Here is a 22,775-nt window from a genome sequence, read left to right on the forward strand (position 1 = left end):
ATGCGCTGAAAGCACCGGCAGTTTCCGGAAGGATGCGATTCCCTGCAGCCATCCTATCCGCGCGGGGCGGCGGGGCAAGACCTATTCTGCGACCAGGGCGGCGAAGGGCGGAAGCAGATCGGCGGTGGCGCCGTTGACTGCCTCGATCACGCGGCGTCCGCGCAGATGGTCGGGCATCGCCAGCGGCTGTGCGCCGAGGTTGAAGGCGCAGACCAAAGTCTGGCCAGGCGCCTGCCGCTCGAACACCAGCAGCGCCTCGCCGGCTTCGCGGATGATGATCGTGCCGGCCATCAGCGCGGGGCTCGAATGGCGCAACGCGATCAGGCGGCGAGTGAGGTTGAGCAGCGATTCGGCATCGGCTTCCTGCCGATCGACGGCGAGCGCGGCATGATCGGCACCGACCGGGAGCCAGGGCTTGCCGGTGGTGAAGCCCAACGCGGGGGCGCCGGACTGCCAGGGGAGCGGCGTGCGAACGCCATCGCGGCTGAGGGTGAGCGGCCAATTGGCGATCGCCTCGGGATCCTGGAGGTCGGCGAAACCGATCTCGACCTGTGTCAGCCCCAGCTCCTCGCCCTGGAACAGGATCGCATTGCCGCGCAGCGCGAGCAGAAGCAGCATCTTCATACGCGCGAAGGCAGCGCGATGCGCGGCGCCGACCCAGCGCGAGACGGCGCGGGGAGCGTCGTGATTCTCGAACGCCCAGCTCGGCCAGCCCATGCCGGGCTCGGCCGGCCAGCCCGCAGCGGCATCGCGAACCAGCGCGGGAGTCAGCCGATCGGCGTAGAGAAAGGCGAAGCTGTACGCCGAATTGAGCCGGTGCTCGCCGGTGGTGAACGCGTGCATCTCAGCCTCGGGATTGGGCCCGCCGACCTCGGCCACGGTGAAGCGGCCGCCATAGCTGTCGGTCAGTGCGCGGATCCGTTCGAGGAACGCCGGGATGTCGGCATGGCTCTGATTGTAGAGGTGCTGTTGGAAATCGAAGCTGCGCGTCCGCGGCTTGCCGGTGTCGGGCGCGGGCGGGTTATCGCGTAGCTGCGGATCGTGCATCGAGAAGTTGAGCGCGTCCAAGCGGAAGCCGTCGACGCCACGATCGAGCCAGAACTTCGCCGTCGCCAGCGTCGCGTCCTGGACTTGCGGGTTGTGGAAGTTGAGGTCGGGCTGCTCGCGCAGGAAATTGTGGAGGTAATATTGGCCGCGGCGCGCGTCCCAGGTCCAGGCCGGGCCGCCGAATACCGACTGCCAGTTGGTCGGCGGCGAGCCATCCGCCTTGGGATCGGCCCAGACATACCAGTCGGCCCTGGGATTGTCGCGCGACGACCGGCTTTCCTTGAACCAGCAATGCTCGTCCGAGCTGTGCGAATAAACCTGGTCGATCAGCACCTTGAGCCCGAGCGCGTGCGCGCGAGCGACCAGCGCGTCGAAATCGGCAAGCGTGCCGAAGATCGGGTCGACGTCGCAGAAATCGGCGATGTCGTAGCCGAAGTCGCGCATCGGCGAGGTGAAGAAGGGCGACAGCCAGATCGCATCGACGCCCAAGGAGGCGACATGATCGAGTCGCGCGGTGATCCCGGCGAGGTCGCCGACGCCGTCGCCGTTCGAATCGGCGAAGCTGCGCGGATAGATCTGGTAGATTACCGCGCCGCGCCACCAATCGCGGATGTCGACTTCGTGCTTGCGGGCGAGTTTGTTCATTGCGGCTTTCCGGCAGCGCAGACGGCATAGCCGAACGCGGGTACTGACAAGGTAAGGCTCCCTGGCGCGGCGGGCGCGGCCGGGCAGGTGCCGGTGAGCGCAGTGAAGGCGCCCGAGCGAGGGTCGACTTCGACATTGCCCGACCAGGCGGTGGCGCTCGAATTGAACGCGATCAGGATTTCGGCACCAGTGCCGGGATCGAAGCGCGAGACCGCGAACAGCCCGGGCTTGTCGCTGGCAAAGCGGAGCACCTGCCGGCCGCGGGTCAGCGCAGGGTGCGCGCGGCGGAGCTTCGAGAGCTTGGCGATCTCACGGAACAGCGGATGACCGGTGTCGAAATTGGCGACGGCATTGGTCTTGTCGGTGCCGAGCAACAGGTTGTCGTTGTAGTCCGCGGTCTTGCTCGCAAACATGCCTTCGCGCGCCGACTGGTCGTCGCCGTCGCCGATGAAGCCCTGCTCGTCGCCGGAATAGATCGTCGGCACGCCGCGCAGCAGCAGGAGCATTGCATGCGCGAGGCGAGTGCGGGCGAGAAGCTCGGATGGGCTGGCATCGGGGAGCGCCTTGCGGATGAAGTACGCCGCTCGGCCCTGATCGTGATTGCCGATGAACGTCGGGAGCCGCAGCGCCGTCGCGGCGCCGCCTTCGTAGAGGGGGTCGGCGGCGAACACCGTGGCGAGCTTGTCGGTCCCCTCCCCTGCGCTGACCGCATTGACCGCGCGGGCGAAGGCGAAGTCTAGGACGGTGGGCAGCTTGTCCACCCGCGTGTGGCGTGCGAGTGCGGCGGGATCGGGATCGGCGACTTCGCCGAAGATGTGGAAGTTCGGGATATGATTCGCCCTGGCGCGCGCTTCGATCGCGGGGACGAAGGCGGTCCAGAATTCGGGGTTCACGTGCCGCGCGGTGTCGATGCGGAAGCCGTCGATGCCGAAGCGATCGATCCAGCCGCCGAAGATCTCGATCATCCCCTTGATAACGCGTGGATTCTCGGTCGCGACATCATCGAGCCCGGCGAAATCGCCCATCGTCGAGCTTTCGCCCGCGAAGGTCGAGTTGCCGCGATTGTGGTAGTAGATCGGATCGTTGAGCCAGGCGGGGACCTTCACGTCCTTCTCCGCCGCGGGCACGAAGGGTGTGTAGGCGTAGTCGGAACGGGTCAGTTTTGCGAAGTTTTGAGCCGTTTGGACGCTATCGCCGGCGAATCCGTCGTTGATCGCGTCGCCCGCCACGCCGCCTTTGCGCGCATAGGGATAGTCCGCGCGAGACCGGTACGCACAATCGCCGCATTCGCGATACTGGATCACGTCCGCCGTGTGATTGACGATGATGTCCATATAGACCTTGATCCCGCGGGCATGCGCGGCGTCGACCAGGGCCTTGAATTCGGCATCGGTGCCGAGATGCGGATCGACGCGGGTAAAATCGGTCACCCAATAGCCGTGATAGCCCGCCGATTCCTGGCCCTTGGGGCCCTGGACGGGCTTGTTCCTGAAGATCGGGCCGACCCAGATCGCGGTGGCGCCGAGCGCCTCGACATAATCGAGCCGCCTGGTCAGGCCCTTCAAGTCGCCGCCGTGGTAGAAGCCCTTGTGCGTGGGGTCGAAGCCGGTGACGAGGCGGTCGCCTTTCAGCCCCCCGCGATCATTGGCCGTGTCGCCATTCTCGAAGCGATCGGGGAGGAGGAAATAGACGACCTCGTCCTCGGGCAGGCGGTCGCGATAGCTTTGCGCGGCGGCCGGGGTGGCGAGCAACGCGGCGAGGAGGAGAGCGAGTTTCATGCGGCGATTTCCTCGCGGGCGGCGCAGTGCTGGCGGATGAAGGCGGCGTGATCGGGCATCTGCGCGACTTCGCGGGCGATGAGCTTGGCGAGCAGGTCGAGATATTCGGCGAGGTCGGCGCGCAAGGGCTGGTCGGCGAGCGGGTGATAGCCCTCTGCCACGATCCCCTGCCCGGCGAGCACCTGGAGCCAGGCGACTTCGCTGAACAGATCGGCTTCCTCGCGAACGATCTGTCCGCACGCGCGCCATAGATCGATCTTTTGCGCGAGGCCTTCGGGCAATGGCGTCTCACGGCGCGCGCGCCAGAAGGGTTCGTCGCGGTCGTTGGCCCAATAATGGAGGATCAGGAAGTCGCGGATTCGGTCGATTTCCTGGTGGGCCTGGCGATCGTATTCGGCGCGCTGGGCGTCGGTGATGCGACGGCCGGGGAGCAGCTTGAGGATGCGTTCGATCCCCGACTGGATCAGGTGGATGCTGGTCGATTCGAGCGGCTCGAGGAACCCGCTCGACAGCCCGACCGCGATGACATTGGCCTGCCAGAAGGCACGGCGCTTGCCCGTAGTGAAGCGCAGCGGCCGCGGATCGGCGAGCGCGGGGCCGTCGAGATTGGCGAGGAGCCGCCCAGCGGCTTCGTCGTCTGACAGGTGCGCGCTGGCATAGACCAAGCCGTTGCCGGTGCGATGCTGGAGCGGGATGCGCCATTGCCAGCCGGCGGCGTGCGCGGTGGCGCGCGTGTAGGGCGTGAAGTCCTCGGCCCGCGCGCTTGGCACCGCCATCGCGCGGTCGCAGGGCAGCCAGTGCGACCAATCCGCATAGTCCACACCGAGCGTCTCGCCGATCAGCAGGGCCCGGAAGCCGGTGCAGTCGATGAACAGGTCGCCGGCGATCTCGCGCTCGCCATCGATACGCAGCGCGGTGAGATCGCCGCTCTCGCCGTCGCGCAGAACCTCGATGATGCGGCCCTCATGCCGCACGACGCCGCGCGCCACGGCATAGTCGCGCAGGAAGCGGGCATAGAGACCGGCGTCGAAATGGAAGGCATAGGGCATTTCGGGCAGCATCGCCGCCGTACGCGCCAGGCCGCGCTGCATCCGGTTGGCGAGCGCGGCGGCATTGTTGAGCGCATAGGCGGCGAGCGGCTGCGCGACGCCCTCGCCACGCCCGCGCAGCCAGCTGTGCTGGAACGGCACGCCGCCATTGGGGCGCCCGACCTCGCCGAAGGCATGCATATAGCGCGCGCCCTTCGTCCAGCCGACGAACTCGATGCCCAGCTTGAAGCTTGCCTGAGTCGCGGCGATGAACGCGTCTTCGTCGATGCCCAAACCCGCATTGAACATGCGGATCTGCGGGATCGTCGCCTCGCCGACACCGATCGTGCCGATTTCGTCGGACTCGACGAGCGTCACGGCAAAGCCGGGGCCGAGGAAGCGGACGAGCGCCGCGGCGGTCATCCACCCCGCGGTGCCGCCCCCGACCACGACGATGCGATACGGTTCGGACGCCATGCTACGCCTCCGCGCCCGACCCGTCAGAACTTGTACGTGATGCCGAGATAATAGTCGCGACCGTAGCGCTGATATTCGCGCGCGAGCCGCGGGTCGCCCGCCTCGGTGGTTACGAACGGCGCGTCGGTGATGTTCTTGGCCTGCGCGAGGATCGAGAAGCCCGCCAGCGGGCCGCTGGTGAACTCGTAGCCGATCTGCGCGTCGAGCACGCCCTCGGCCTTGCCGGTGCGGTATTCGGGGTTGGCCGAAAGGCCGGCCAGCTCGGCGAGGAATTCGTCGCGCCAGCGATAGGTGGCGCGCGCCTGGAAGCCGTTCTTCTCGAAATAGGCGGTGCCGGTGCCGATCCATTTGGACTGGCCGGGCAAGGTTACGGCCGCATTATTGGCATAGACGATCTTGCTGTCGACATAGGAGCCGCTGGCGAAGATCCCGAAGCCGTCGAGCGCCTGGCTGAACACGCTGAAGGGCAGCGATGCGGTCGCCTCGACGCCGAGAATCTCGCCGCGACCGGTGTTGGCGGGTGCCCTGACCAGCCCAAACTGCGCATTCTGCGCCACCACGATCGCCCGCTGCGGCGCCGGGAGCACCGAGAGCAGCGGCGTGAAATCGTAGAGTACGCTGTTGTTGGGATCGACGAAGTCGGTGAGGTGCTTGAAGAATCCGGTCAGTGCCAGATAGCCGCCCCCGGCGAAATATTTCTCGAACGAGACGTCGATATTGGTCGACTTATAGGGCTTCAACGCGAAATTGCCGCCTTCCGAGCTGAACGGGCTGTTCTGCGGCGCGCTGCCGAGACCGATCTTTGCGAAATCGATATTGACGGCCTGGGTAATGCGTTCCTGATCGAGGCGCGGGCGGACCATCGTCTGCGCGGCGCCGAGCTTGATGTAGAAGCCGTCCTGAAGCTCGACGCTGAACGTCGCCGAGGGCAGGAAGTTGGTGTAGCTCGTCTCGTCCTCGACCGGCGAAGTGGTGACGACGCCGCTGTCGAGCGCCGCGATCGCGCCCGACGAGCCCTGCTTGGTGTGGATCACCTGGAGCCCGAGCGAACCCTTCAGCGCCTTGCCGCCGACGATGCCGTCGATCGCCAATTTCGCATAGCCCGTCAGCACCTTTTCGGTGATGACGTTGTCGCGGACCAGCGAGCCCGGGCGGCCGTCGAACGCCGAGGCCATGAGCGCATAGACCTTGAGCGGATCGTAGGTCAGCATCTTGGGCACGCCGAGATAATCGAGCGAGACCTGCTCATCGAGCAGCGCATCGGCGGGCACCGGCATGCTGGTCGGCGTGCCGCTGGCGATCGTGCAATTGGTGCCGGCGCCCTTGGGGCAGAGGAAATAGGATTTGTAGCGGCTCTGCTTCTCGCGGCGGCTGTAGTTGGCGCCGATCTCCCATCGGTTGAAGATGCTGCCGTTGATCTCGCCGTTGAAGCCGGCGCGCAGCGACTTCAAGTCATCGGTGAAGTCGGGGCGATTGAGGAAGCCGGTCTGCGCCACCGTCTGGGTGCCGTTGAAGCCCCAGCCACGCGGATCGGTGAGGCTGATGATGCCGGTGTTGGTGTAATCGAGCGTCGGGACGATGTCGTACGTGCCGTCGTCGTTATGGGTGATGCGGATCGTGTCCTTGGCGCCCGACTGGTTGTAGCCGGTGCCCGAATAGGTCTCGAGCAGGAAATCAGTGCGGGTGGCGCGGCTCCAGCTGGCGTCGACGACGAAGTTGATCGTATCGCTGAGGCGCAGTTCGTTGTTCCAGCCGAGCGAGAGGTTCTCGGCGGTGCGCTTGTTGTAATCGTTGCGCTGGACCGCGACGACATTGGTCAGCGTCGCTTCGGTGACGAGGCCGTCGACCACGGTGTAGCCCGGCTGGATGACCGCGTTCGAGCCCCAGGTCGGCGCGATCGGGAATTCGATCCCGCGCAGCCGCTGGACTTCCTCGAAGTTCGAATAGAGCACGTCGAAGGTCGAGTGGAAATTCTCGCTCGGCTGCCACTCGACCGTCGCGACGCCGCCATAGCGCTTGAGCACGCTCGACTGGACATAGGGCTTGGCGCCGCCGAGGAAGAGATTGCCGCCGGCCAGCGGCTCGGCGGGGAAGCCCCAGGCGGCATAGCGCTCGTTCTGAGTGGGCGTGCTCTGCGCCGACAGGCCGATCGCGATGCCGAGCGTGTCATTGGCGAACTTGTCTACGAAGGTCGCCGAGGCGCGGTAGCCGTAGCGCGAGCCGTCGGGGTTGAGCTTGTCCTTCTCGTTCATCTGGCCGCGCGCGGCGACGACGAAAGCGCGCTTCGAATCGAGCGGGCGGAGCATGCGCAGGTCGACCGTGCCCGCGATGCCCGCGGCGACCAGCGACGCGTCGGCCGACTTGTAGACATTGACGTTCTTGAAGAATTCGGACGGGTATTGATCGTATTCGACGCCGCGATTGTCGCCGACGGTGACCTGCTCGCGGCCGTTGAGCAACGTGGTCGAGAAATCGGGACCAAGGCCGCGGATCGACAGGCGCTGGTCGCGGCCCTCGAGGCGCTGCGCGGTTACGCCGGGCAGACGCGCGAGCGAGTCCGCGATCGACACGTCGGGAAGCTTGCCGACATCCTCGGCAGTGATCGAATCGACGATCATCGCCTGGTTGCGCTTGATCGCCGCCGACGAGGCGAGCGAGGCACGGATGCCAGTGACGACGATGTCGCCGGCCTCTTCTTCCTGGACGGGTTCGGCGGAGGGCGCATCCTGCGCAAAGGCCGGCGCGGCGAATGCGAATGCGAGCGCCGCGGCAAGTGCCCGGCTGCTTGCCCCAAGCGCCATGCGGCCACGATAGGTGTCGATCAAAGTCCTTCTCCCCTAATCCGCGCGTCCTCCGGGCTCTGGCGGCCGGGTCGGTTCGAATGCGCATCTGTTACGGGCGAGATTAGTGCCCGCCGTCGCCCCGCACTTCTTCCGAAACACCTGCGCTCGACCAGCGCGCCACATACGTATTCAATGGCGAAGCGGACGCGGCGTGGCGCATTTGCATCACCCTTGGCGTTGACGGCGGCGGCGATCTGCGGTCTGCATATTATGCGAAGCGGCAGGAGACCGCGCGCGGGAAGGGATAGCCGGGGCCATGCAGCGCAAACCCACTTCGTTCGACATCGCCCAGCTCGCCGGGGTCTCGCAGCCGACGGTGTCGCGCGCGCTGCGCGGCGAGATAGGCGTCAATCCGGCGACGCGGATGCGGATCGAATCGATCGCCCGCCAGCTGAACTACCGCGTCGACAAGGCGGCATCGAACCTGCGCACGCGGCATTCGCAGACGCTGGCGCTGCTGTTCTTCGAGGATCCGACCGCCGACGATTCGCTGATCAACCCGTTCTTCCATTCGATGCTCGGATCGATCATCCGCGCCTGCGCCGAGCACGATCACGACCTGCTGATCAGCTTCCAGCAGCTGTCGAGCGACTGGCACCATGATTACGAGGATTCGCGCAAGGCCGACGGGATCATCCTGCTCGGCTATGGCGATTACGAGCTCTATCGCACGCGGCTGCGCGCGCTGGAGGACGCGGGGACGCATTTCGTACGCTGGGGATCGGTCCAGTCCGAAGCCTCGGGGCTGACCGTGGGGTGCGACAATCATGGCGGCGGCCGGGACGCGACGGCGCATCTGCTCGGGCTCGGGCGGCGCAACATCGCCTTCCTGGGCAGCGCGTCGAGCCATTATCCCGAATTCCACGATCGCTATCGCGGGCATGTCGCAGCGCTCAAACAGGCGGGGATCATCCCGCGGCCGCGGCTCCAGTTCGACGCGATCACCACCGAGGAGGCGGGTGCCGCCGCGGCGCAGGCGCTGCTGGACAGCGGCGAGACCTTCGACGCGATATTGGCGGCGAGCGACCTGATCGCGATCGGCGCAATGCGTGCACTCCAGGAGGCCGGGCGGACGATCCCCGGCGATGTCGCGGTGGTCGGGTTCGACGACATTCCCGCCGCGAGCAGCGCGGTGCCGCCGCTGACCACGGTGATGCAGGACCCGCGGCTCGCCGGACGGAAGCTGGTCGAGACGCTGATCGGGCGGATCCGCGAGGAACCGGTGGGGTCGGCGCTGCTGCCGACGAAATTGGTCGTGCGCAAGTCCTGCGGGTCTTGAGCGTGCGAACCGAGAAGCCGCGCCAGTCCCTCGCGGGCCTCTGGAACATCAGCTTCGGCTTTTTCGGCATCCAGATCGGCTTCGCGCTGCAGAACGCCAATATGAGCCGGATCTTCCAGACCTTCGGTGCCAAGATCGACGACCTGCCCTGGCTATGGGTGGCGGCGCCGCTGACCGGGCTGCTCGTCCAGCCGGTAATCGGGCATCTGAGCGACCGCACCTGGCTCGGCCGGCTCGGGCGGCGGCGGCCCTATTTCCTGGCCGGCGCGCTGCTCGCCGCAGCGTCGCTGTTCGCGATGCCGGGGGCCTCGGCGTTGCTGTTCGCGGCGGTGCTCCTCTGGGTCCTCGATGCGTCGCTCAACGTCTCGATGGAGCCGTTCCGCGCGTTCGTCGGCGACATGCTGCGCAAGGACCAGCACGCCGCGGGCTATGCGATGCAGACCGCGTTCATCGGCGCGGGGGCGGTGGTGGGGTCGATCTTCCCCTGGGCACTCGAGCATCTCGGCGTCTCGAACGCGGCGCCGCCGGGCGACATCCCCGACACGGTGCGCTTCGCCTTCTGGTTCGGCGGGGCGGCGCTGTTCCTGTCGGTGCTGTGGACCGTGGTGACGACGCGCGAATACGATCCCGCGGCGATGGCGGCGTTCGACGGGCCGGCCGATGCGCAGGACGATGCGCCGACCCTGGCGACGCGCAGCTACGCCGCCAGCCTGGTCTGGCTCGCCGCGGGCGCCTTGGTGGTCTGGGCGGTTGGGCAGGCGGGGCTCGAGAAGGAAGTCTATCTGCTCGGCGCGCTTCTGATCGGCTATGGGCTCGCCAGCGCTGCGGCGATCGGCCTCGCCCGCGCCGGGTCGCCGGCCAATATGCTGAGCAGCATCGTCGGCGACTTTGCCGGGATGCCGGTGCTGATGAAGCGGCTGGCGGTGGCGCAGTTCTTCAGCTGGTCGGCGCTGTTCATCATGTGGATCAACACCACGCCGATCGTGACGCAGGTCTTCTACGCCGCCGCCGACGCGACCGACCCGCGCTACCAGGCCGGGGCCAATTGGGTCGATGCGCTGTTCGCCACGTATAACGGCGTCGCGGCGGTCGCGGCGCTGACGCTCCTGCCCTTCCTGTCGGCGCGGATCGGCCAGGCGCGGACGCATATCGTCGGACTGCTCTGCGGCGCGGCGGGCTATGCCAGCTTCTTCGCGATGCCCGACCGGCACTGGCTGCTGCTGAGCGAAGTCGGGATCGGCGTGGCCTGGGCGTCGATCCTGGCGATGCCCTATGCGATCCTGGCGTCGAGCCTGCCGCAGAGGAAGCTCGGCATCTATATGGGGCTGTTCAACGTCTTCGTGGTGGTGCCGCAACTGCTCGTCGCGACCGCGATGGGATCGCTGATGAAGGCCTTCTTCCCCGGCGAGCCGATCTGGACGATGGCGTTCGCGGCAGCGACGCTGGTGCTCGCCGCGATGGCGATGCTCCCGGTCGATCGGATGATGCGCCGTTTGCGCTAGGACAATTCGCCTCATGGCGGCGACGGTGCGCGACGCCTACATCACGCCGGGGCAATTGAAAGGACAGAACATGCCCAGTGACCGTGCCAAGGCCTGGAGCGAATTCCGCCGGATGATTTTCTGGATCGCTTTCGCCGGCGTGCTGATGGTGATCGGTGCGCTGTGGTATCTGTCGCTCTACGACGCGCTCTATCCTTCGGCGATCGCCGCGACGATCGGCGGGGTCTTCCTCTCGACGCTGCTCGGCTGCGGGCTGTTCGCCGCCGCCTTCTTCAGCGACAAGAGCGGCCACGACGACAATGTCGGCAACGCCGCGCACCATGAGCGCGAAGACTGAGCCGCGCCATACGAAACCTTTCGTTTCCTCGGGGCGGCTTGATCCACGCGGCGCCAGACGCCACATGGCATGCATGCTGATCGAGACCGAAGCCACGCCCAACCCGGCCACGCTCAAATTCCTTCCCGGCCGCACGGTGATGGATGCGGGCACCCGCGACTTCGCCAGCCCCGAGGAAGCCGAGGCGTCGCCGCTGGCCAGCGCATTGTTCGCGTTCGGCGACGTGACCGGCGTGTTCTTCGGCCGCGACTTCATCTCGGTGACGATCGCCCCGGGCGTCGACTGGCGCGACCTCAAGCCCGACGTGCTGGCGATCCTGCTCGATCATTTCTCGGCCAACATGCCGCTGTTCGCCCCCGGCTCGGCCGCGGGCTTCTCGGTCCCGCCCGAGAGCGCCGATTTCGGCGACGACCCCGAGGATGCCGAGATCGTCGCGCAGATCCGCGAGTTGATCGAGACGCGCATCCGCCCGGCCGTGGCGAACGACGGCGGCGACATCGTCTATCGCGGGTTCGACCAGGGCAAGGTCTATCTCCAGATGCAGGGCGCCTGCGCCGGATGCCCCTCGTCGAGCGCGACGCTCAAGAACGGCATCGAGCAACTGCTCAAGCACTACGTTCCGGAAGTCACCGAAGTCCGCGCGGTCTAGGCCGCGTAACCCCGAAAGGATTGCACATGGGCCGACCCCTCGACGATGCGGGGCTGGATACGATCTTTCGTACCGCGCGCACCTATAACGGCTATGACGATACGCCCGTCACCGACGCCGACATTCGCGCTATTTACGATCTGGTGAAGATGGGGCCGACTTCGGTCAACCAACAGTCGGCGCGCTTCGTCTGGATCACTAGCCAGGAAGGCAAGGACAAGCTCGCCGACCTCGCGACCGGCAGCAATCCCGACAAGATCCGCAAGGCACCCGCCACCGTGATCATCGGCATGGACCTGGGCTTCCACGAGGAACTGCCCTGGCTGTTTCCGCATGCGCCTGAAGCCAAGAACTGGTTCGCGGACGACAAGGCGCGCCATGACCACGCCTTCCGCAATTCCTCCCTCCAGGGCGCGTACCTGCTGATCGCGGCGCGCGCGCTCGGCTTCGATACCGGTCCCATGTCGGGATTCGACAATGCCAAGGTTGACGCGGCGTTCTTCAGCGACCAGCCCAATCTGAAGTCGAACTTCATCTCAACGCTGGGCCATGGCGATCCCTCCACCATCTTCGGGCGACTTCCCCGTCCCGAATTCGATCAGTTCAACCGCGTCGTCTGACGCATTGATCACGCTCGTTATCGAGACCGCGACTGCCGCCTGTTCGGTAGCGCTGCTTCAGGGCGGCGACGTCATCGGCCACGCGCACGACGTGGTCGGGCGCGGCCATGCCGAGCGGCTGGTGCCGATGATCGCGAGCCTGCCGGGCGAGGGCCGCGCGCCGCGCATCCTCGTCGATGTCGGGCCCGGCAGCTTCACCGGGGTGCGCGTCGGGCTTGCCGCGGCGCTGGGACTGGGCATCGGCTGGCAGGCCGACGTGGCCGGCTATTCGTCGCTCGCCCTGCTCGCCGCGGCGGGATTCGCTGCGCATCCGGAATGGCCCGTAGTTGCCGTGATACTCGAAGGCGGCCACGGTGAAGTCTTCATGCAGTCGTTCACGGCATCGCCGCTCACGCCTGAAGGCCCGCTCCAATCGCTGACCCCCGCGGCGGCATTGGCGGCGCTCGGCCGGCGGCCCGGCATTGGTCGCGGAGTGCGTCACCTCGCCGCGCTCGATCCCGCCGCCACCCTGATCGACACTCTCCCAGATGCCGCCGATGCGCGGCTGCTCCCCCTCGAGCTAACTGCGCTGCCCGCCCGGCCGATCTATGGGCGGGCGCCCGACGCCAAGACGCTGGCGGAGCGCGGCCTCGCATGAGCGGCACGGTCAACCTCACCGAGCTGCGCGAAGGCGGCCCCCAGGATCTGGCCGACGTCAGCCGGATCATGGCCGACGCTTTCGACCCGCGCTTCGGCGAGGCCTGGACCAGCGCGCAGTGCATGGGAATGCTCTCGCTCCCCGGCGTGTGGCTGGTGATCGCGAGCCTGGAGAGCAACGACGTGGGCTTCGCGCTGGCACGATCGACCGGCGAGGAAGCCGAACTGCTGTTGCTGGCGACCCGCCCCGCGGCACGCCGTCGCGGTGTTGCCGGAGCATTGCTGCGCGCCATAGTTGCGGAAGCACAAGCACGCGGAGTCAGTCAGTTACATCTCGAGGTTCGCTCGGGAAACGATGCCGTGTGGCTATACCGTCGCGAAGGTTTCGAGAAGGTCGGCGAGCGTAAGAACTATTACAGGGGCAAGATGGGCCAAGCGTTCGACGCCCATACCTATGCGCGCGAGCTTCGCTGATTTTTTCCGTAACTGAGGGTTAACGACTTGCCATTGCCCTATGATGGTCCGATAGGGTGATCGCAGGCGACGGAAACAGTCGTCGCTAAAATTGGGTCGAAAGGTTTATGATGGAAAGTTCAGCCGACATTCAGGAAACTATCGTGACGCTCACCGCGGATATTGTCGCAGCGCACGTCAGCAACAATAGCGTTGCAGTTTCCGATCTTCCCGTTCTCATTCAGAATGTTCATGGTGCGTTGACTGGCCTTGGCCGCGCAGCTGCCGAGCCTGAAGTGAAGCAGGAGCCGGCTGTTTCGATCCGTTCTTCGGTAAAGCCGGACTATATCGTCTGCCTCGAGGACGGTAAGAAGCTGAAAATGCTCAAGCGCCACCTGATGACCCATTATCAGATGACGCCGGAACAGTATCGCGCGAAGTGGAACCTTCCCGCCGACTATCCGATGGTCGCGCCGAACTATGCCGAGCAGCGCCGCACGCTCGCCAAGAAGATCGGTCTGGGCACCAAGCGCCGCAAGCGCTGAGCCCGTTCGCCGCAACGGACATTTCGAAAGCCGGCCGCGAAGAAACTCGCGGCCGGCTTTCTGCCTCTTTCCCCTCGCGCGCAATGCCGTTACATCGGCGCCATGCCGCGCAAAATTGATCTCGAACAACTCTGCCACGATAAGGGACTGCGGATCACCGAGCAGCGCAAGGTGATCGCTCGCGTCCTCTCCGATGCGGAGGACCATCCCGACGTCGAAAAGGTCTATGAGCGCGCCTCGGCGATCGACCCGGGCATCTCGATCGCGACGGTGTATCGCACCGTCCGGCTATTCGAGGAAGCCGGTATCCTCGACCGCCATGATTTCGGCGACGGCCGCGCGCGCTACGAGCCTGCGCCCGAAGCGCATCACGACCATCTGATCGACGTCGAATCGGGCAACGTGATCGAATTCGTCGATCCCGAGCTCGAGCTGCTCCAGAAGCAGATCGCCGAACGCCTCGGCTTCCGCCTGGTCGATCACCGCATGGAACTCTACGGCGTCGCACTCGATCGCAAGGCGTAGGGCTGTTGCCCGGAGCCTTCTCACAAAGGCGTAAGCGCTCCAACCGTTCGCACTGAGCTTGTCGAAGTGCGCCTAGCCACAAGGGACGAACGCCGTGGATAGCCGCCCTTCGACAAGCTCAGGGCGAACGGATACTGGTGCCGACCGCCGCGCCGAAACCGCCGACGGCATTCCGACCCGGCTGACCGCAATCGAACAGCTTCGCCTGTGGAGTCGCGTCGCGCTGTTGCTGCTCGCCGTGCTCAGCCATGTACCGATGCACTATCTGTGGCGGCTGCTGCGGCTGCCCTCGCCCTGGCCGCGCTGGTTCCTCGGGCGCGCGGCGTGGATCGCGGGCGCGCGGGTATCCAAGATCGGCGTGCCACTGCGCCGCGACGTGTTCTACGTTTCGAACCATCTGAGCTGGATCGACATCCTCGCGCTGGGCGGGGCGAGCGGCACCGCGTTCGTCGCGAAGGCAGAGATCGGCGCCGCACCGGTGGTCGGCTGGCTCGCCGGGCTCAACCGCACCGTCTATGTCAAGCGCGAGAACCGGCTGGGCGTCGCAGACCAGATCAACCAGTTGCGCGACGCGCTCGCCGACAATTGGGCGATCACGATCTTTCCCGAAGGCACGACCACCGACGGCAAGTCGCTGCTGCCGTTCAAGACGCCGATGCTGCGCGTGCTCGAGCCGCCGCCGCCTGGCGTGATGGTCCAGCCGGTGCTGCTCGATTATGGCGCGGCGGCCGAGGAGATCGGCTGGATCGGCCAGGAGCGTGGGCTCAACAACGCCAAGCGCATCCTCGCGCGCAAGGGCGGTTTCGCGCTGCGGGTACACTTCCTCGAACCCTTCTTTCCGGCGGACTTCCCCGGCCGCAAGGCGATCGCGGCAGAGAGCCGGCGGCGGATCGAGGCAGCGCTGGTCGAGGCGCTGGGCCATCCGCTGCGCCCGTTCCGCTATGCCGAGGAAGCGATCGGGTACAAGCCGACGGCCGCCTCCAAATCCCAACCGTCACGCTGAACTTGTTTCAGCGTCCAACGCGCCGCTGCTACAAGCGCCCAGCGATCTCCAGCGCAGGCGTAGATCGTGCCCCTCGGCCCGCTCGCCAGGATGTAGACGCATGGAACGCGCTCCCTCATTGCGGTAGCCTGACGCAGCTTGGATGCTGAAACAAGTTCAGCATGACGGAAGAACGGACTATAGCGCCGCCGATCATGAAACCGACTCCCAAGACCTTCCACGTCAAGTCGTTCGGCTGCCAGATGAACGTCTATGATGGCGAGCGCATGGGCGAGTTGATGGCCGCGCAGGGCATGACGCCAACCGACGATGCCAACGCCGCCGACCTCGTCGTGCTCAACACCTGCCACATCCGCGAACGCGCGACCGACAAGGTCTATTCGGACATCGGCCGCCTGCGGAAACAGGCTCGCGCGGCGGATCGGCCGGCACCGATGATCGCGGTCGCCGGCTGCGTCGCGCAGGCCGAGGGCGCCGAGATCGTCGCGCGCGCCAAGGTCGACGTCGTTGTCGGCCCGCAGGCCTATCACAATCTGCCCGAGCTGGTCGCGCAGGCGGCCACGGGCACCGCCGCGCTCGATACCGACATGCCCGCCACCGCCAAGTTCGGCGCGCTGCCCGCGCGGCGGAAGGTGAGCTCGTCGGCATTCCTCACCGTGCAGGAAGGCTGCGACAAGTTCTGCACCTATTGCGTGGTGCCCTACACCCGCGGCGCCGAGATCAGCCGCCCGTTCGACGCGATCGTCGACGAGGCCAAGGCGCTGGTCGATGCCGGCGCGCGCGAGATCACGCTGCTCGGCCAGAACGTCAATGCCTGGGACGACGAAGCGGGCAGCGGGCTGCACGGCCTGATCCGCGCGCTCGATCGGATCGAGGGGCTCCACCGCATCCGCTATACCACCAGCCACCCCAACGATATGCGCGAAGGGCTTATCCGCGCGCATGCCGAGGTCGAAAAGCTGATGCCGTATCTGCATTTGCCCGTGCAGGCCGGCAGCGACCGTATCCTCAAGGCGATGAACCGCTCGCATAGCCGCGATTCATACCTCAAGCTGCTCGAGCGCGTCCGCGCCGCGCGGCCCGACATCGCGCTGTCGGGCGACTTCATCGTCGGCTTCCCCGGCGAGACCGAGGCGGATTTCGCCGACACGCTCAGCCTGATCGACGAAGTCCGCTACGCCGCGAGCTTCAGCTTCAAGTACAGCCCGCGCCCCGGCACGCCGGCGGCGGAAATGACGGACGGCTTCGTGCCAGAGGACGTGATGGTCGAGCGGCTCGCCCGGCTGCAGGCAAGCATCGCCCGCGATCAGGCAGCGTTCAACGCTGCAACCTTCGGCAAAAGCTGCACGGTACTGATCGAACGCAAGGGCAAGATGCCGGGCCAGATGCTCGGCAAGTCGCCCTGGCTGCAATCGGTCCACCTGATGACCGACGCTCGGATCGGCGACCTGGTCGACGTCGACATCGTCCGCGCCGATCCCAATTCGCTCGCCGGAGTCGAGCGGGTGAAGGCGGCAGCGTAACCACCGCCTTCGGCACGCTCAGCGCGCCAGATAGCCGCCCTCGACCGGATAATAGGCGCCGGTCATGAAGCTGGCTTTGTCGGAGAGCAGGAAGTTGGTCAGCGCCGCGACTTCCTCGGGCGTGCCCAGCCGGTTGAGCAGGTGTTTCTCGGCCAGCCCCGCGCGCGCCTCGTCGGTCATGCTGCTCTCGACCAGCGGCGTGGCGATGAAGCCCGGGCCGACGGCGTTCACGCGGATGCCCTGGGCCGCATAGTCGATCGCCGCGGTCTTGGTGAGGCCGAGCAGCGCGTGCTTGGCGGTGACATAGGGCGAGGAGCCCGCCCAGCCGACCGCGCCGAGGATCGACGCCATGTTGACGATCGCTCCGCCGCCCGATTTGAGCATCGCGGGGATCTGGTATTTGAGGCAGTAGAACACGCTATTGAGATCGACGTCGATCAGCCGGCGCCAATCGTCGAGCGCGATCTCCGCGAGCGGCGCCGAAGGGCCGCCGACGCCGGCATTGTTGACTGCGAGGTGGAGCGCGCCGAACTGTTCGACCGTGAAGTCGACCAGCGCTTCCACTGCTTGGGCATCGGCGACGTCGAGCTGGAACGGCCGTGCCGCCTCGCCGAGTTCCTGCGCGAGCGCCGTCGCATGATCGCCCGCGAAATCGGCGATGACGACCTTCGCGCCCCGCGCCACGAGATCGCGCACCACTGCCGCGCCGATCCCCGAAGCGCCGCCGGTGACGATCGCTGTCTTGCCTTCGAAATCCTGCATTGAATCTGTCCTCGCTTGTCTGCGCCGGCGAGCCTTGGCTCGCGCCGCGCCTCCCAAGGACTACGCATAAGGCGGCGTCCGGGATGCTTCCGGGGCGACGAAACACAGCGTTTCCTATCATGCCGAGCGGTACGATTCCCCCTGTCCAGCGCGCCACGCACCTGTCACACTTGCCGGGCAATGCTCCGTGGAACCTCCGCACGCCGTTCCGGTTTCGCCCTTGATGGCCGCCAGCATTCCACGCCCGTGAAACAACGCCCCTTCCCGATCGAAAGGACCGCATGAGCCGCAAGCCTGTCCAAGCCCAGTCCGGGGAACGCTCGCGCACCGAGGTCAATTTCGACAAGCCCCAGCTTCTGCCGCAGCTTTTCGGCGAGTATGACAGCAACATCCTCGCATTGGAGGAGCGGCTGGGGGTCTATATCCATGCCCGCGGACAGCGCGTCGTCATCGAAGGCTCGGCCGAAGCGGTCGCACACGCGCGTGAAGTGCTGCAGGAGCTGCACAGCCGTGTGATCCGCGGCGAGGACATCGATACCGGGCTGATCGAAGCGGTGATCGCGATGTCGAGCGAGCCGCCGCTCACTGGTATCCTCCGCTCCGAAGTTCCCGAGGGGAGCGGGGCCGGCAATCCGCCGATCATGATCCGTACGCGCAAGAAGACGATCGTGCCGCGCTCGGTCGCGCAGACGCATTATATGCGCGAGCTGGTGTCGAACGACATGATCTTCGCGCTGGGGCCGGCGGGCACGGGCAAGACCTATCTCGCGGTGGCGCAGGCCGTCGCGCAGCTGATCACCGGCAGCGTCCAGCGGCTGATCCTGTCGCGCCCCGCGGTCGAAGCCGGCGAGCGGCTGGGCTTCCTGCCGGGCGACATGAAAGAGAAGGTCGATCCCTATCTCCGCCCGATCTACGACGCGCTCTACGACTGCCTGCCCGCCGAGCAGGTCGAGCGGCGAATCGCCAGCGGCGAGATCGAGATCGCGCCGATCGCGTTCATGCGCGGCCGGACGCTGGCGGATGCATTCGTCATTCTCGACGAGGCGCAGAACACCACCCCGGCGCAGATGAAGATGTTCCTCACCCGCTTCGGCGCCAACAGCCGGATGGTGATCTGCGGCGATCCCAACCAGGTCGACCTGCCCGGCGGCCCGGCCGCCTCGGGGCTCAACGATGCAGTCCGCCGGCTCGAGGGCGTCGAGGGCATTGCCTTCTCGTGGTTCACTGCCGCCGACGTGGTGCGCCATCCGATCGTCGGGCGGATCGTGCAGGCCTATGAGGGTCCCAATGCTTGACGTCGCCGCGCTTTGCGAAGCGCCCTGGCCCGAAGCCGACTGGGATGCGCTGGCGACCCGCGCCGCCGAGGCAGCGCTTGCCGAAACGCCGTTTGCCGAGTGGCGCGGCTCGCCGGCCGCGATCGAGATCGCCGTCCGGCTGGCCGACGACGAGGAAGTCCGGACGCTCAACCGCGACTATCGCCAGAAGGACAAGCCGACCAACGTGCTGTCCTTCCCGATGGTCCAGCCCGATTTGCTCGAATCGGTCACCCAGAACAGCGACGATGGCGAAGTCATCCTGGGCGACATCATCCTGGCGCACGGCGTTTGCGCGGCCGAGGCCGAGGAGCGCGGCATTTCGGTCGAGGATCATGCCACCCACCTGATTGTCCACGGCGTGCTCCATCTGCTAGGCTATGATCACATGGGAGATGCAGAGGCCGAGGCGATGGAGGCGATGGAACGCGCCGCGCTCGCCAATCTCGGCCTGCACGATCCCTATCTTGTTCGCGAGGACTGAAACACACACCATGCCCGAGGGCCCCAGTAGTAGCGGTCAGAACGCCGCAACCCACGAGACCCCAAACGAGACCGGCGGCATATGGCGGGGAATCCGCACCTTGCTGTTCGGCGACGACCAGGAAGAGACGCTGCGCGACCGCATCGAGGATGCGATCGACGAGCATGAAGGCGGCACCGGCCGGGCGCCGGCCGGCGACCTTGCGCCGATCGAGCGCCAGATGCTCAAGAACCTGCTCCATTTCGGCGAGCGCGATGCCGGCGACGTCGGCGTGCCGCGGGCCGATATCATTGCAGTGGAGGAAACCACCAGCTTCTCGGCGCTCGTCCAACTGTTCGCCGAGGCGGGGCATAGCCGCCTGCCGGTTTATCGCGACGAACTCGATACGATCATCGGCATGGTCCATATCAAGGACGTGTTCGCGATCCTTGCGACGGGTTCGCCCGAGCCGGAGACGATTGCCGGACTGATCCGCCAGCCGGTCTACGTCCCGCAATCGATGGGCGCGCTCGACCTGCTCGCCCAGATGCGCGCCAATCGCACGCACCTCGCCATCGTCGTCGACGAATATTCGGGAACCGAGGGTCTGATCACGATCGAGGACCTGATCGAGGAGATCGTCGGCGAGATCGAGGACGAGCATGACGAGGCGCCCACCGCTTTGCTCGTGCCGATCGACGGCGGCGGCTGGGACGCCGACGCCCGCGCCGAGCTCGAGGACGTCGCCGAGACGATCGACGAGCGGCTGGGCGACGTCGAGGAGGATGTCGATACGCTGGGCGGGCTCGCCTTCGTGCTCGCCGGCCATGTCCCCGCGCCCGGCGAATGCCTGCCGCACCCGAGCGGCTGGACGCTCGAAGTGACCGCCGGCGATTCGCGGAAAGTCACGCGGCTGCGGCTGCATCCACCCAAGCAGCTCGCAGGAATCGAGGAATAACCATGCGTAAGCGCATCCTGATCGTCCTCGGCGTGCTGGTCGTGCTCGCGATCGGTGCCTGGCTGTGGATCAGCCAGCCCGACAAGGCGCGGCTGCCCGAACAGGCGGTCACCGGCCGCGCACCGCAACTGACCGCGACGCGATCGCAGAGCTTCCCGACCGTCGGCATCGCCAAGCCGATCGGCTGGGCGGGCGGCGCCAAGCCGACGGTGCCGGCCGGGCTCCAGGTCGCGGCGTTCGCCGACAAGCTCGATCACCCGCGCTGGCTCTATCGCCTCCCCAATGGCGACGTGCTGGTCGCCGAGACCAATTCGCCACCGCGCGAAGGCGGCGGGATCACCGGCTGGGTGATGGGCAAGCTGCTGGGAAGCGCCGGCGCCGGCGTGCCTTCGGCCAACCGCATCACCTTGCTGCGCGACACCAACAATGACGGCGTCGCCGACCAGCGCTCGGCGCTGCTAACGGACTTGAACTCGCCGACCGGCATCGCGCTGGTGGGCAGCTGGCTCTACGTCGCCAATACCGACGCACTGGTCCGCTTTCCGTTCAAGCCGGGCGAGACGCGGATCACCGCCAAGCCCGAGAAGATCATCGACCTTCCTGGCGGCGCCAATCACTGGGCACGCAACGTGATCGCCGCGCCCGACGGCAAGACGCTCTATGTCAGCGTCGGATCGGCATCGAACATCGCCGAGAACGGCCTGGAGGCCGAAGGCGCGCTCTATGCCGGCGGCCCGCGCGCCAATTTCGCCAAGGACGGCCGCGCGCTGATCCTCCAGGTCTGGCCCGACACCAAATATGCCCGCGTCTATGCCTGGGGCCTGCGCAATCCCAACGGCATGGCGTTCGAGCCCAAGAGCGGCGCGCTGTGGACCGTGGTCAACGAGCGCGACATGCTCGGTTCGGACATGCCGCCCGACTATCTGACCAAGGTCGATTTCGGCGCCTTCTACGGCTGGCCGTGGAATTATTGGGGCGGCTATGTCGACAAGCGCGTCACCCCAGAGCGCCCCGATTTGCGCGAATATACCCGCCGCCCGGACTTCGCGCTCGGTGCGCATACCGCGCCGCTCGGACTTGCCTTTGCCAGCGATGCCAAGCTCGGCGGCAATTGGGCGAACGGCGCGTTCGTCGGGCTGCACGGGTCGTGGAACCGCGAGCCCAAGTCGGGCTACAAGGTCGTCTATGTGCCCTTCGGCGACAACGGCTTCCCGGTGCGGGACGCCAAGCCGGTGGATCTGCTCACCGGTTTCCTCTCGCCCGACGGCAAGACGACGCGCGGCCGCCCGGTGGGGGTGATCACCGATGCAGGCGGCGCGCTGCTGGTGGCGGACGATGTCGGCAACGTTATCTGGCGAGTCAGCGCCAAATAGGCAGCCTGATCGCTTAACTTCGCACTTTGCGCACTTTTTGTTTTCAAAAGTTGCGCAGCGAAGAAATTTTGCTGTGCTGGCGACCAAGCGGAATGCACGCGTCAAAGAGCGGCCGGCATTGCCGACCGCCCGAGGCAAGCATGCGAAATCCTACATTGCAAGCAGTGCGCTCAGCGCAGCAGCGTCGCGCCCTTCTCGAACAGCTTGTCGCGGACCTTGCCCGCGAATAGCGCGAGCATCGGCGGCAGATCGACCTCGGCATGGACGCTCGCGTCGAACACCTGGAGCCGGCTCACCACCTGTTGCCCCATCGCGCTCACCGTGAAGTGGAGCGTGTCGCCCTCCCACTGCTGCGAGACGTGCCCGCCGCCGGGGACGATCTCGGCAATCTTGGCGACTCCCCCCGCGATGCGCGCACGGGCGGCGTCGCGGCCCAGCTTGTGCGGGATATCGACGACGACCGGGTCAGCCATCAGCGTGCAAACAATTGATCATCGTCACCAAACGCCTTGAATTCGAGTGCGTTGCCGCTCGGATCGCGGAAAAACATCGTCGCCTGTTCGCCGACCTGTCCCTGGAAGCGGACATGCGGCGCAATGCCGAACGGCACGCCCGCCGCCTCGACCCGTGCGGCGAGCGCCTGCCAGTCGGGCAGCGCAAGTACCACCCCGAAATGGGGGACGGGCACGCCGTGGCCGTCGACCTGGTTGATCACTGCCACCGGCTTGGCGGCGGGGTCGAGGTGCGCGACGATCTGGTGGCCGAACAGGTCGAAGTCGATCCAGTGATCCGACGAGCGGCCCTGCGGACAGCCCAGCACGCCGCCGTAGAAGCCGCGTGCGGCTTCGAGGTCATGGACCGGGAAGGCGAGGTGGAAGGGACGGAGGGGCATGAAACTGCCATACTCGATCCTCCCCCGGAGGGGGAGGGGGACCAAGCGCAGCTTGGTGGAGGGGTACTCTCCGCGGGCGACACCGCTTGTGGAGACTACCCCTCCACCGCTTCGCGGTCCCCCT

Annotated in this window: 22 protein-coding genes; 15 read left to right on the forward strand and 7 right to left on the reverse strand. The window is 66.4% G+C overall.

The window, feature by feature from the left end; genetic code table 11:
• Window positions 1–81: 81 nt before the first annotated feature.
• The 4 genes from RZN05_RS14270 to RZN05_RS14285 are packed head-to-tail and all read right to left on the reverse strand — an operon-like array spanning window position 82 to window position 7,776.
• The gene (locus tag RZN05_RS14270; protein ID WP_317227269.1) at window positions 82–1,692 is read right to left on the reverse strand and encodes an alpha-amylase family glycosyl hydrolase; all 1,611 of its coding nucleotides are present in this window, start codon (window positions 1,690–1,692) and stop codon (window positions 82–84) included.
• Window positions 1,689–3,470, reverse strand: coding sequence for an alpha-amylase family glycosyl hydrolase (locus RZN05_RS14275; protein WP_317227270.1), 1,782 nt, complete (start codon window positions 3,468–3,470; stop codon window positions 1,689–1,691). The genes RZN05_RS14270 and RZN05_RS14275 overlap by 4 nt, the downstream gene beginning before the upstream one ends.
• Window positions 3,467–4,975, reverse strand: a complete 1,509-nt coding sequence (locus RZN05_RS14280; RefSeq protein ID WP_317227271.1) for a tryptophan halogenase family protein — start codon at window positions 4,973–4,975, stop codon at window positions 3,467–3,469. The genes RZN05_RS14275 and RZN05_RS14280 overlap by 4 nt, the downstream gene beginning before the upstream one ends.
• A 23-nt stretch (window positions 4,976–4,998) precedes the next feature.
• On the reverse strand, window positions 4,999–7,776 hold the full coding sequence (locus tag RZN05_RS14285; RefSeq protein ID WP_317227633.1) for a TonB-dependent receptor: 2,778 nt from the start codon (window positions 7,774–7,776) through the stop codon (window positions 4,999–5,001).
• A gap of 298 nt (window positions 7,777–8,074) precedes the next feature.
• Between RZN05_RS14285 and RZN05_RS14290 the strand changes: the two genes are divergently transcribed.
• From RZN05_RS14290 to miaB, 11 genes are all read left to right on the forward strand, one after another.
• On the forward strand, window positions 8,075–9,097 hold the full coding sequence (locus RZN05_RS14290; RefSeq protein WP_317227272.1) for a LacI family DNA-binding transcriptional regulator: 1,023 nt from the start codon (window positions 8,075–8,077) through the stop codon (window positions 9,095–9,097).
• Between the two features lie 2 nt (window positions 9,098–9,099).
• Window positions 9,100–10,599: an MFS transporter gene (locus tag RZN05_RS14295; RefSeq protein WP_317227634.1), complete on the forward strand. Its 1,500-nt coding sequence runs from the start codon at window positions 9,100–9,102 to the stop codon at window positions 10,597–10,599.
• Window positions 10,600–10,624: 25 nt separating this feature from the next.
• A complete protein-coding gene (locus RZN05_RS14300) occupies window positions 10,625–10,936 on the forward strand; it encodes a hypothetical protein (protein ID WP_317227273.1) in 312 nt (103 codons plus the stop codon).
• Window positions 10,937–11,009: 73 nt separating this feature from the next.
• The gene (locus RZN05_RS14305) at window positions 11,010–11,585 is read left to right on the forward strand and encodes a NifU family protein (RefSeq protein WP_317227274.1); all 576 of its coding nucleotides are present in this window, start codon (window positions 11,010–11,012) and stop codon (window positions 11,583–11,585) included.
• Between the two features lie 26 nt (window positions 11,586–11,611).
• A complete protein-coding gene (locus RZN05_RS14310; protein ID WP_317227275.1) occupies window positions 11,612–12,205 on the forward strand; it encodes a malonic semialdehyde reductase in 594 nt (197 codons plus the stop codon).
• Window positions 12,206–12,209: 4 nt separating this feature from the next.
• A complete protein-coding gene (gene tsaB, locus RZN05_RS14315) occupies window positions 12,210–12,842 on the forward strand; it encodes a tRNA (adenosine(37)-N6)-threonylcarbamoyltransferase complex dimerization subunit type 1 TsaB (RefSeq protein WP_317227276.1) in 633 nt (210 codons plus the stop codon).
• Window positions 12,839–13,315, forward strand: a complete 477-nt coding sequence (locus RZN05_RS14320; protein WP_317227277.1) for a GNAT family N-acetyltransferase — start codon at window positions 12,839–12,841, stop codon at window positions 13,313–13,315. The genes tsaB and RZN05_RS14320 overlap by 4 nt, the downstream gene beginning before the upstream one ends.
• Window positions 13,316–13,425: 110 nt before the next feature.
• On the forward strand, window positions 13,426–13,839 hold the full coding sequence (locus tag RZN05_RS14325) for a MucR family transcriptional regulator (RefSeq protein ID WP_317227278.1): 414 nt from the start codon (window positions 13,426–13,428) through the stop codon (window positions 13,837–13,839).
• 102 nt (window positions 13,840–13,941) lie between these two features.
• On the forward strand, window positions 13,942–14,364 hold the full coding sequence (locus tag RZN05_RS14330) for a Fur family transcriptional regulator (RefSeq protein ID WP_317227279.1): 423 nt from the start codon (window positions 13,942–13,944) through the stop codon (window positions 14,362–14,364).
• A gap of 94 nt (window positions 14,365–14,458) precedes the next feature.
• A complete protein-coding gene (locus RZN05_RS14335) occupies window positions 14,459–15,367 on the forward strand; it encodes a lysophospholipid acyltransferase family protein (RefSeq protein ID WP_394804807.1) in 909 nt (302 codons plus the stop codon).
• 194 nt (window positions 15,368–15,561) lie between these two features.
• Window positions 15,562–16,890, forward strand: coding sequence for a tRNA (N6-isopentenyl adenosine(37)-C2)-methylthiotransferase MiaB (miaB, locus tag RZN05_RS14340; RefSeq protein ID WP_317227280.1), 1,329 nt, complete (start codon window positions 15,562–15,564; stop codon window positions 16,888–16,890).
• Window positions 16,891–16,908: 18 nt separating this feature from the next.
• Here miaB and RZN05_RS14345 read toward each other — a convergent pair whose 3' ends face one another.
• Entirely contained in the window at window positions 16,909–17,652 is a 744-nt protein-coding gene (locus RZN05_RS14345) for an SDR family NAD(P)-dependent oxidoreductase (RefSeq protein WP_317227281.1), read from the reverse strand.
• 281 nt (window positions 17,653–17,933) lie between these two features.
• Here RZN05_RS14345 and RZN05_RS14350 point away from each other — a divergent pair, with 281 nt between their 5' ends.
• Genes RZN05_RS14350 through RZN05_RS14365 form a run of 4 tightly spaced genes read left to right on the forward strand, consistent with a single transcriptional unit; the run spans window position 17,934 to window position 21,759 of the window.
• The gene (locus RZN05_RS14350) at window positions 17,934–18,947 is read left to right on the forward strand and encodes a PhoH family protein (protein WP_317227282.1); all 1,014 of its coding nucleotides are present in this window, start codon (window positions 17,934–17,936) and stop codon (window positions 18,945–18,947) included.
• The gene (gene ybeY, locus RZN05_RS14355; RefSeq protein ID WP_317227283.1) at window positions 18,940–19,449 is read left to right on the forward strand and encodes an rRNA maturation RNase YbeY; all 510 of its coding nucleotides are present in this window, start codon (window positions 18,940–18,942) and stop codon (window positions 19,447–19,449) included. Before RZN05_RS14350 ends, ybeY begins: the two co-directional genes overlap by 8 nt.
• A 10-nt stretch (window positions 19,450–19,459) precedes the next feature.
• Complete coding sequence (locus RZN05_RS14360; protein ID WP_317227284.1) at window positions 19,460–20,386, forward strand: hemolysin family protein; 927 nt, start codon at window positions 19,460–19,462, stop codon at window positions 20,384–20,386.
• A 2-nt stretch (window positions 20,387–20,388) separates the two neighbouring features.
• Window positions 20,389–21,759, forward strand: a complete 1,371-nt coding sequence (locus RZN05_RS14365) for a PQQ-dependent sugar dehydrogenase (RefSeq protein WP_317227285.1) — start codon at window positions 20,389–20,391, stop codon at window positions 21,757–21,759.
• Window positions 21,760–21,929: 170 nt separating this feature from the next.
• On the opposite strand, the gene RZN05_RS14370 is transcribed toward RZN05_RS14365, so the two are convergent.
• Window positions 21,930–22,232, reverse strand: coding sequence for a polyhydroxyalkanoic acid system family protein (locus RZN05_RS14370; protein WP_317227286.1), 303 nt, complete (start codon window positions 22,230–22,232; stop codon window positions 21,930–21,932).
• Complete coding sequence (locus RZN05_RS14375) at window positions 22,232–22,651, reverse strand: VOC family protein (protein WP_317227287.1); 420 nt, start codon at window positions 22,649–22,651, stop codon at window positions 22,232–22,234. Before RZN05_RS14375 ends, RZN05_RS14370 begins: the two co-directional genes overlap by 1 nt.
• Window positions 22,652–22,775: the final 124 nt, after the last annotated feature.

It is taken from the genome of Sphingomonas sp. HF-S4 (assembly GCF_032911445.1).
Classification (GTDB): Bacteria; Pseudomonadota; Alphaproteobacteria; order Sphingomonadales; family Sphingomonadaceae; genus Sphingomonas; species Sphingomonas agrestis.

Coding starts and splice junctions, on each gene's coding strand:
- RZN05_RS14270 (WP_317227269.1), bottom strand. CDS start 1,692: ATGAACAAACTCGCCCGCAAGCACGAAGTCGACATCCGCGATTGGTGG.
- RZN05_RS14275 (WP_317227270.1), bottom strand. CDS start 3,470: ATGAAACTCGCTCTCCTCCTCGCCGCGTTGCTCGCCACCCCGGCCGCC.
- RZN05_RS14280 (WP_317227271.1), bottom strand. CDS start 4,975: ATGGCGTCCGAACCGTATCGCATCGTCGTGGTCGGGGGCGGCACCGCG.
- RZN05_RS14285 (WP_317227633.1), bottom strand. CDS start 7,776: ATGGCGCTTGGGGCAAGCAGCCGGGCACTTGCCGCGGCGCTCGCATTC.
- RZN05_RS14290 (WP_317227272.1), top strand. CDS start 8,075: ATGCAGCGCAAACCCACTTCGTTCGACATCGCCCAGCTCGCCGGGGTC.
- RZN05_RS14305 (WP_317227274.1), top strand. CDS start 11,010: ATGCTGATCGAGACCGAAGCCACGCCCAACCCGGCCACGCTCAAATTC.
- RZN05_RS14310 (WP_317227275.1), top strand. CDS start 11,612: ATGGGCCGACCCCTCGACGATGCGGGGCTGGATACGATCTTTCGTACC.
- RZN05_RS14320 (WP_317227277.1), top strand. CDS start 12,839: ATGAGCGGCACGGTCAACCTCACCGAGCTGCGCGAAGGCGGCCCCCAG.
- RZN05_RS14325 (WP_317227278.1), top strand. CDS start 13,426: ATGGAAAGTTCAGCCGACATTCAGGAAACTATCGTGACGCTCACCGCG.
- RZN05_RS14330 (WP_317227279.1), top strand. CDS start 13,942: ATGCCGCGCAAAATTGATCTCGAACAACTCTGCCACGATAAGGGACTG.
- miaB (WP_317227280.1), top strand. CDS start 15,562: ATGAAACCGACTCCCAAGACCTTCCACGTCAAGTCGTTCGGCTGCCAG.
- RZN05_RS14345 (WP_317227281.1), bottom strand. CDS start 17,652: ATGCAGGATTTCGAAGGCAAGACAGCGATCGTCACCGGCGGCGCTTCG.
- RZN05_RS14350 (WP_317227282.1), top strand. CDS start 17,934: ATGAGCCGCAAGCCTGTCCAAGCCCAGTCCGGGGAACGCTCGCGCACC.
- ybeY (WP_317227283.1), top strand. CDS start 18,940: ATGCTTGACGTCGCCGCGCTTTGCGAAGCGCCCTGGCCCGAAGCCGAC.
- RZN05_RS14360 (WP_317227284.1), top strand. CDS start 19,460: ATGCCCGAGGGCCCCAGTAGTAGCGGTCAGAACGCCGCAACCCACGAG.
- RZN05_RS14365 (WP_317227285.1), top strand. CDS start 20,389: ATGCGTAAGCGCATCCTGATCGTCCTCGGCGTGCTGGTCGTGCTCGCG.
- RZN05_RS14370 (WP_317227286.1), bottom strand. CDS start 22,232: ATGGCTGACCCGGTCGTCGTCGATATCCCGCACAAGCTGGGCCGCGAC.
- RZN05_RS14375 (WP_317227287.1), bottom strand. CDS start 22,651: ATGCCCCTCCGTCCCTTCCACCTCGCCTTCCCGGTCCATGACCTCGAA.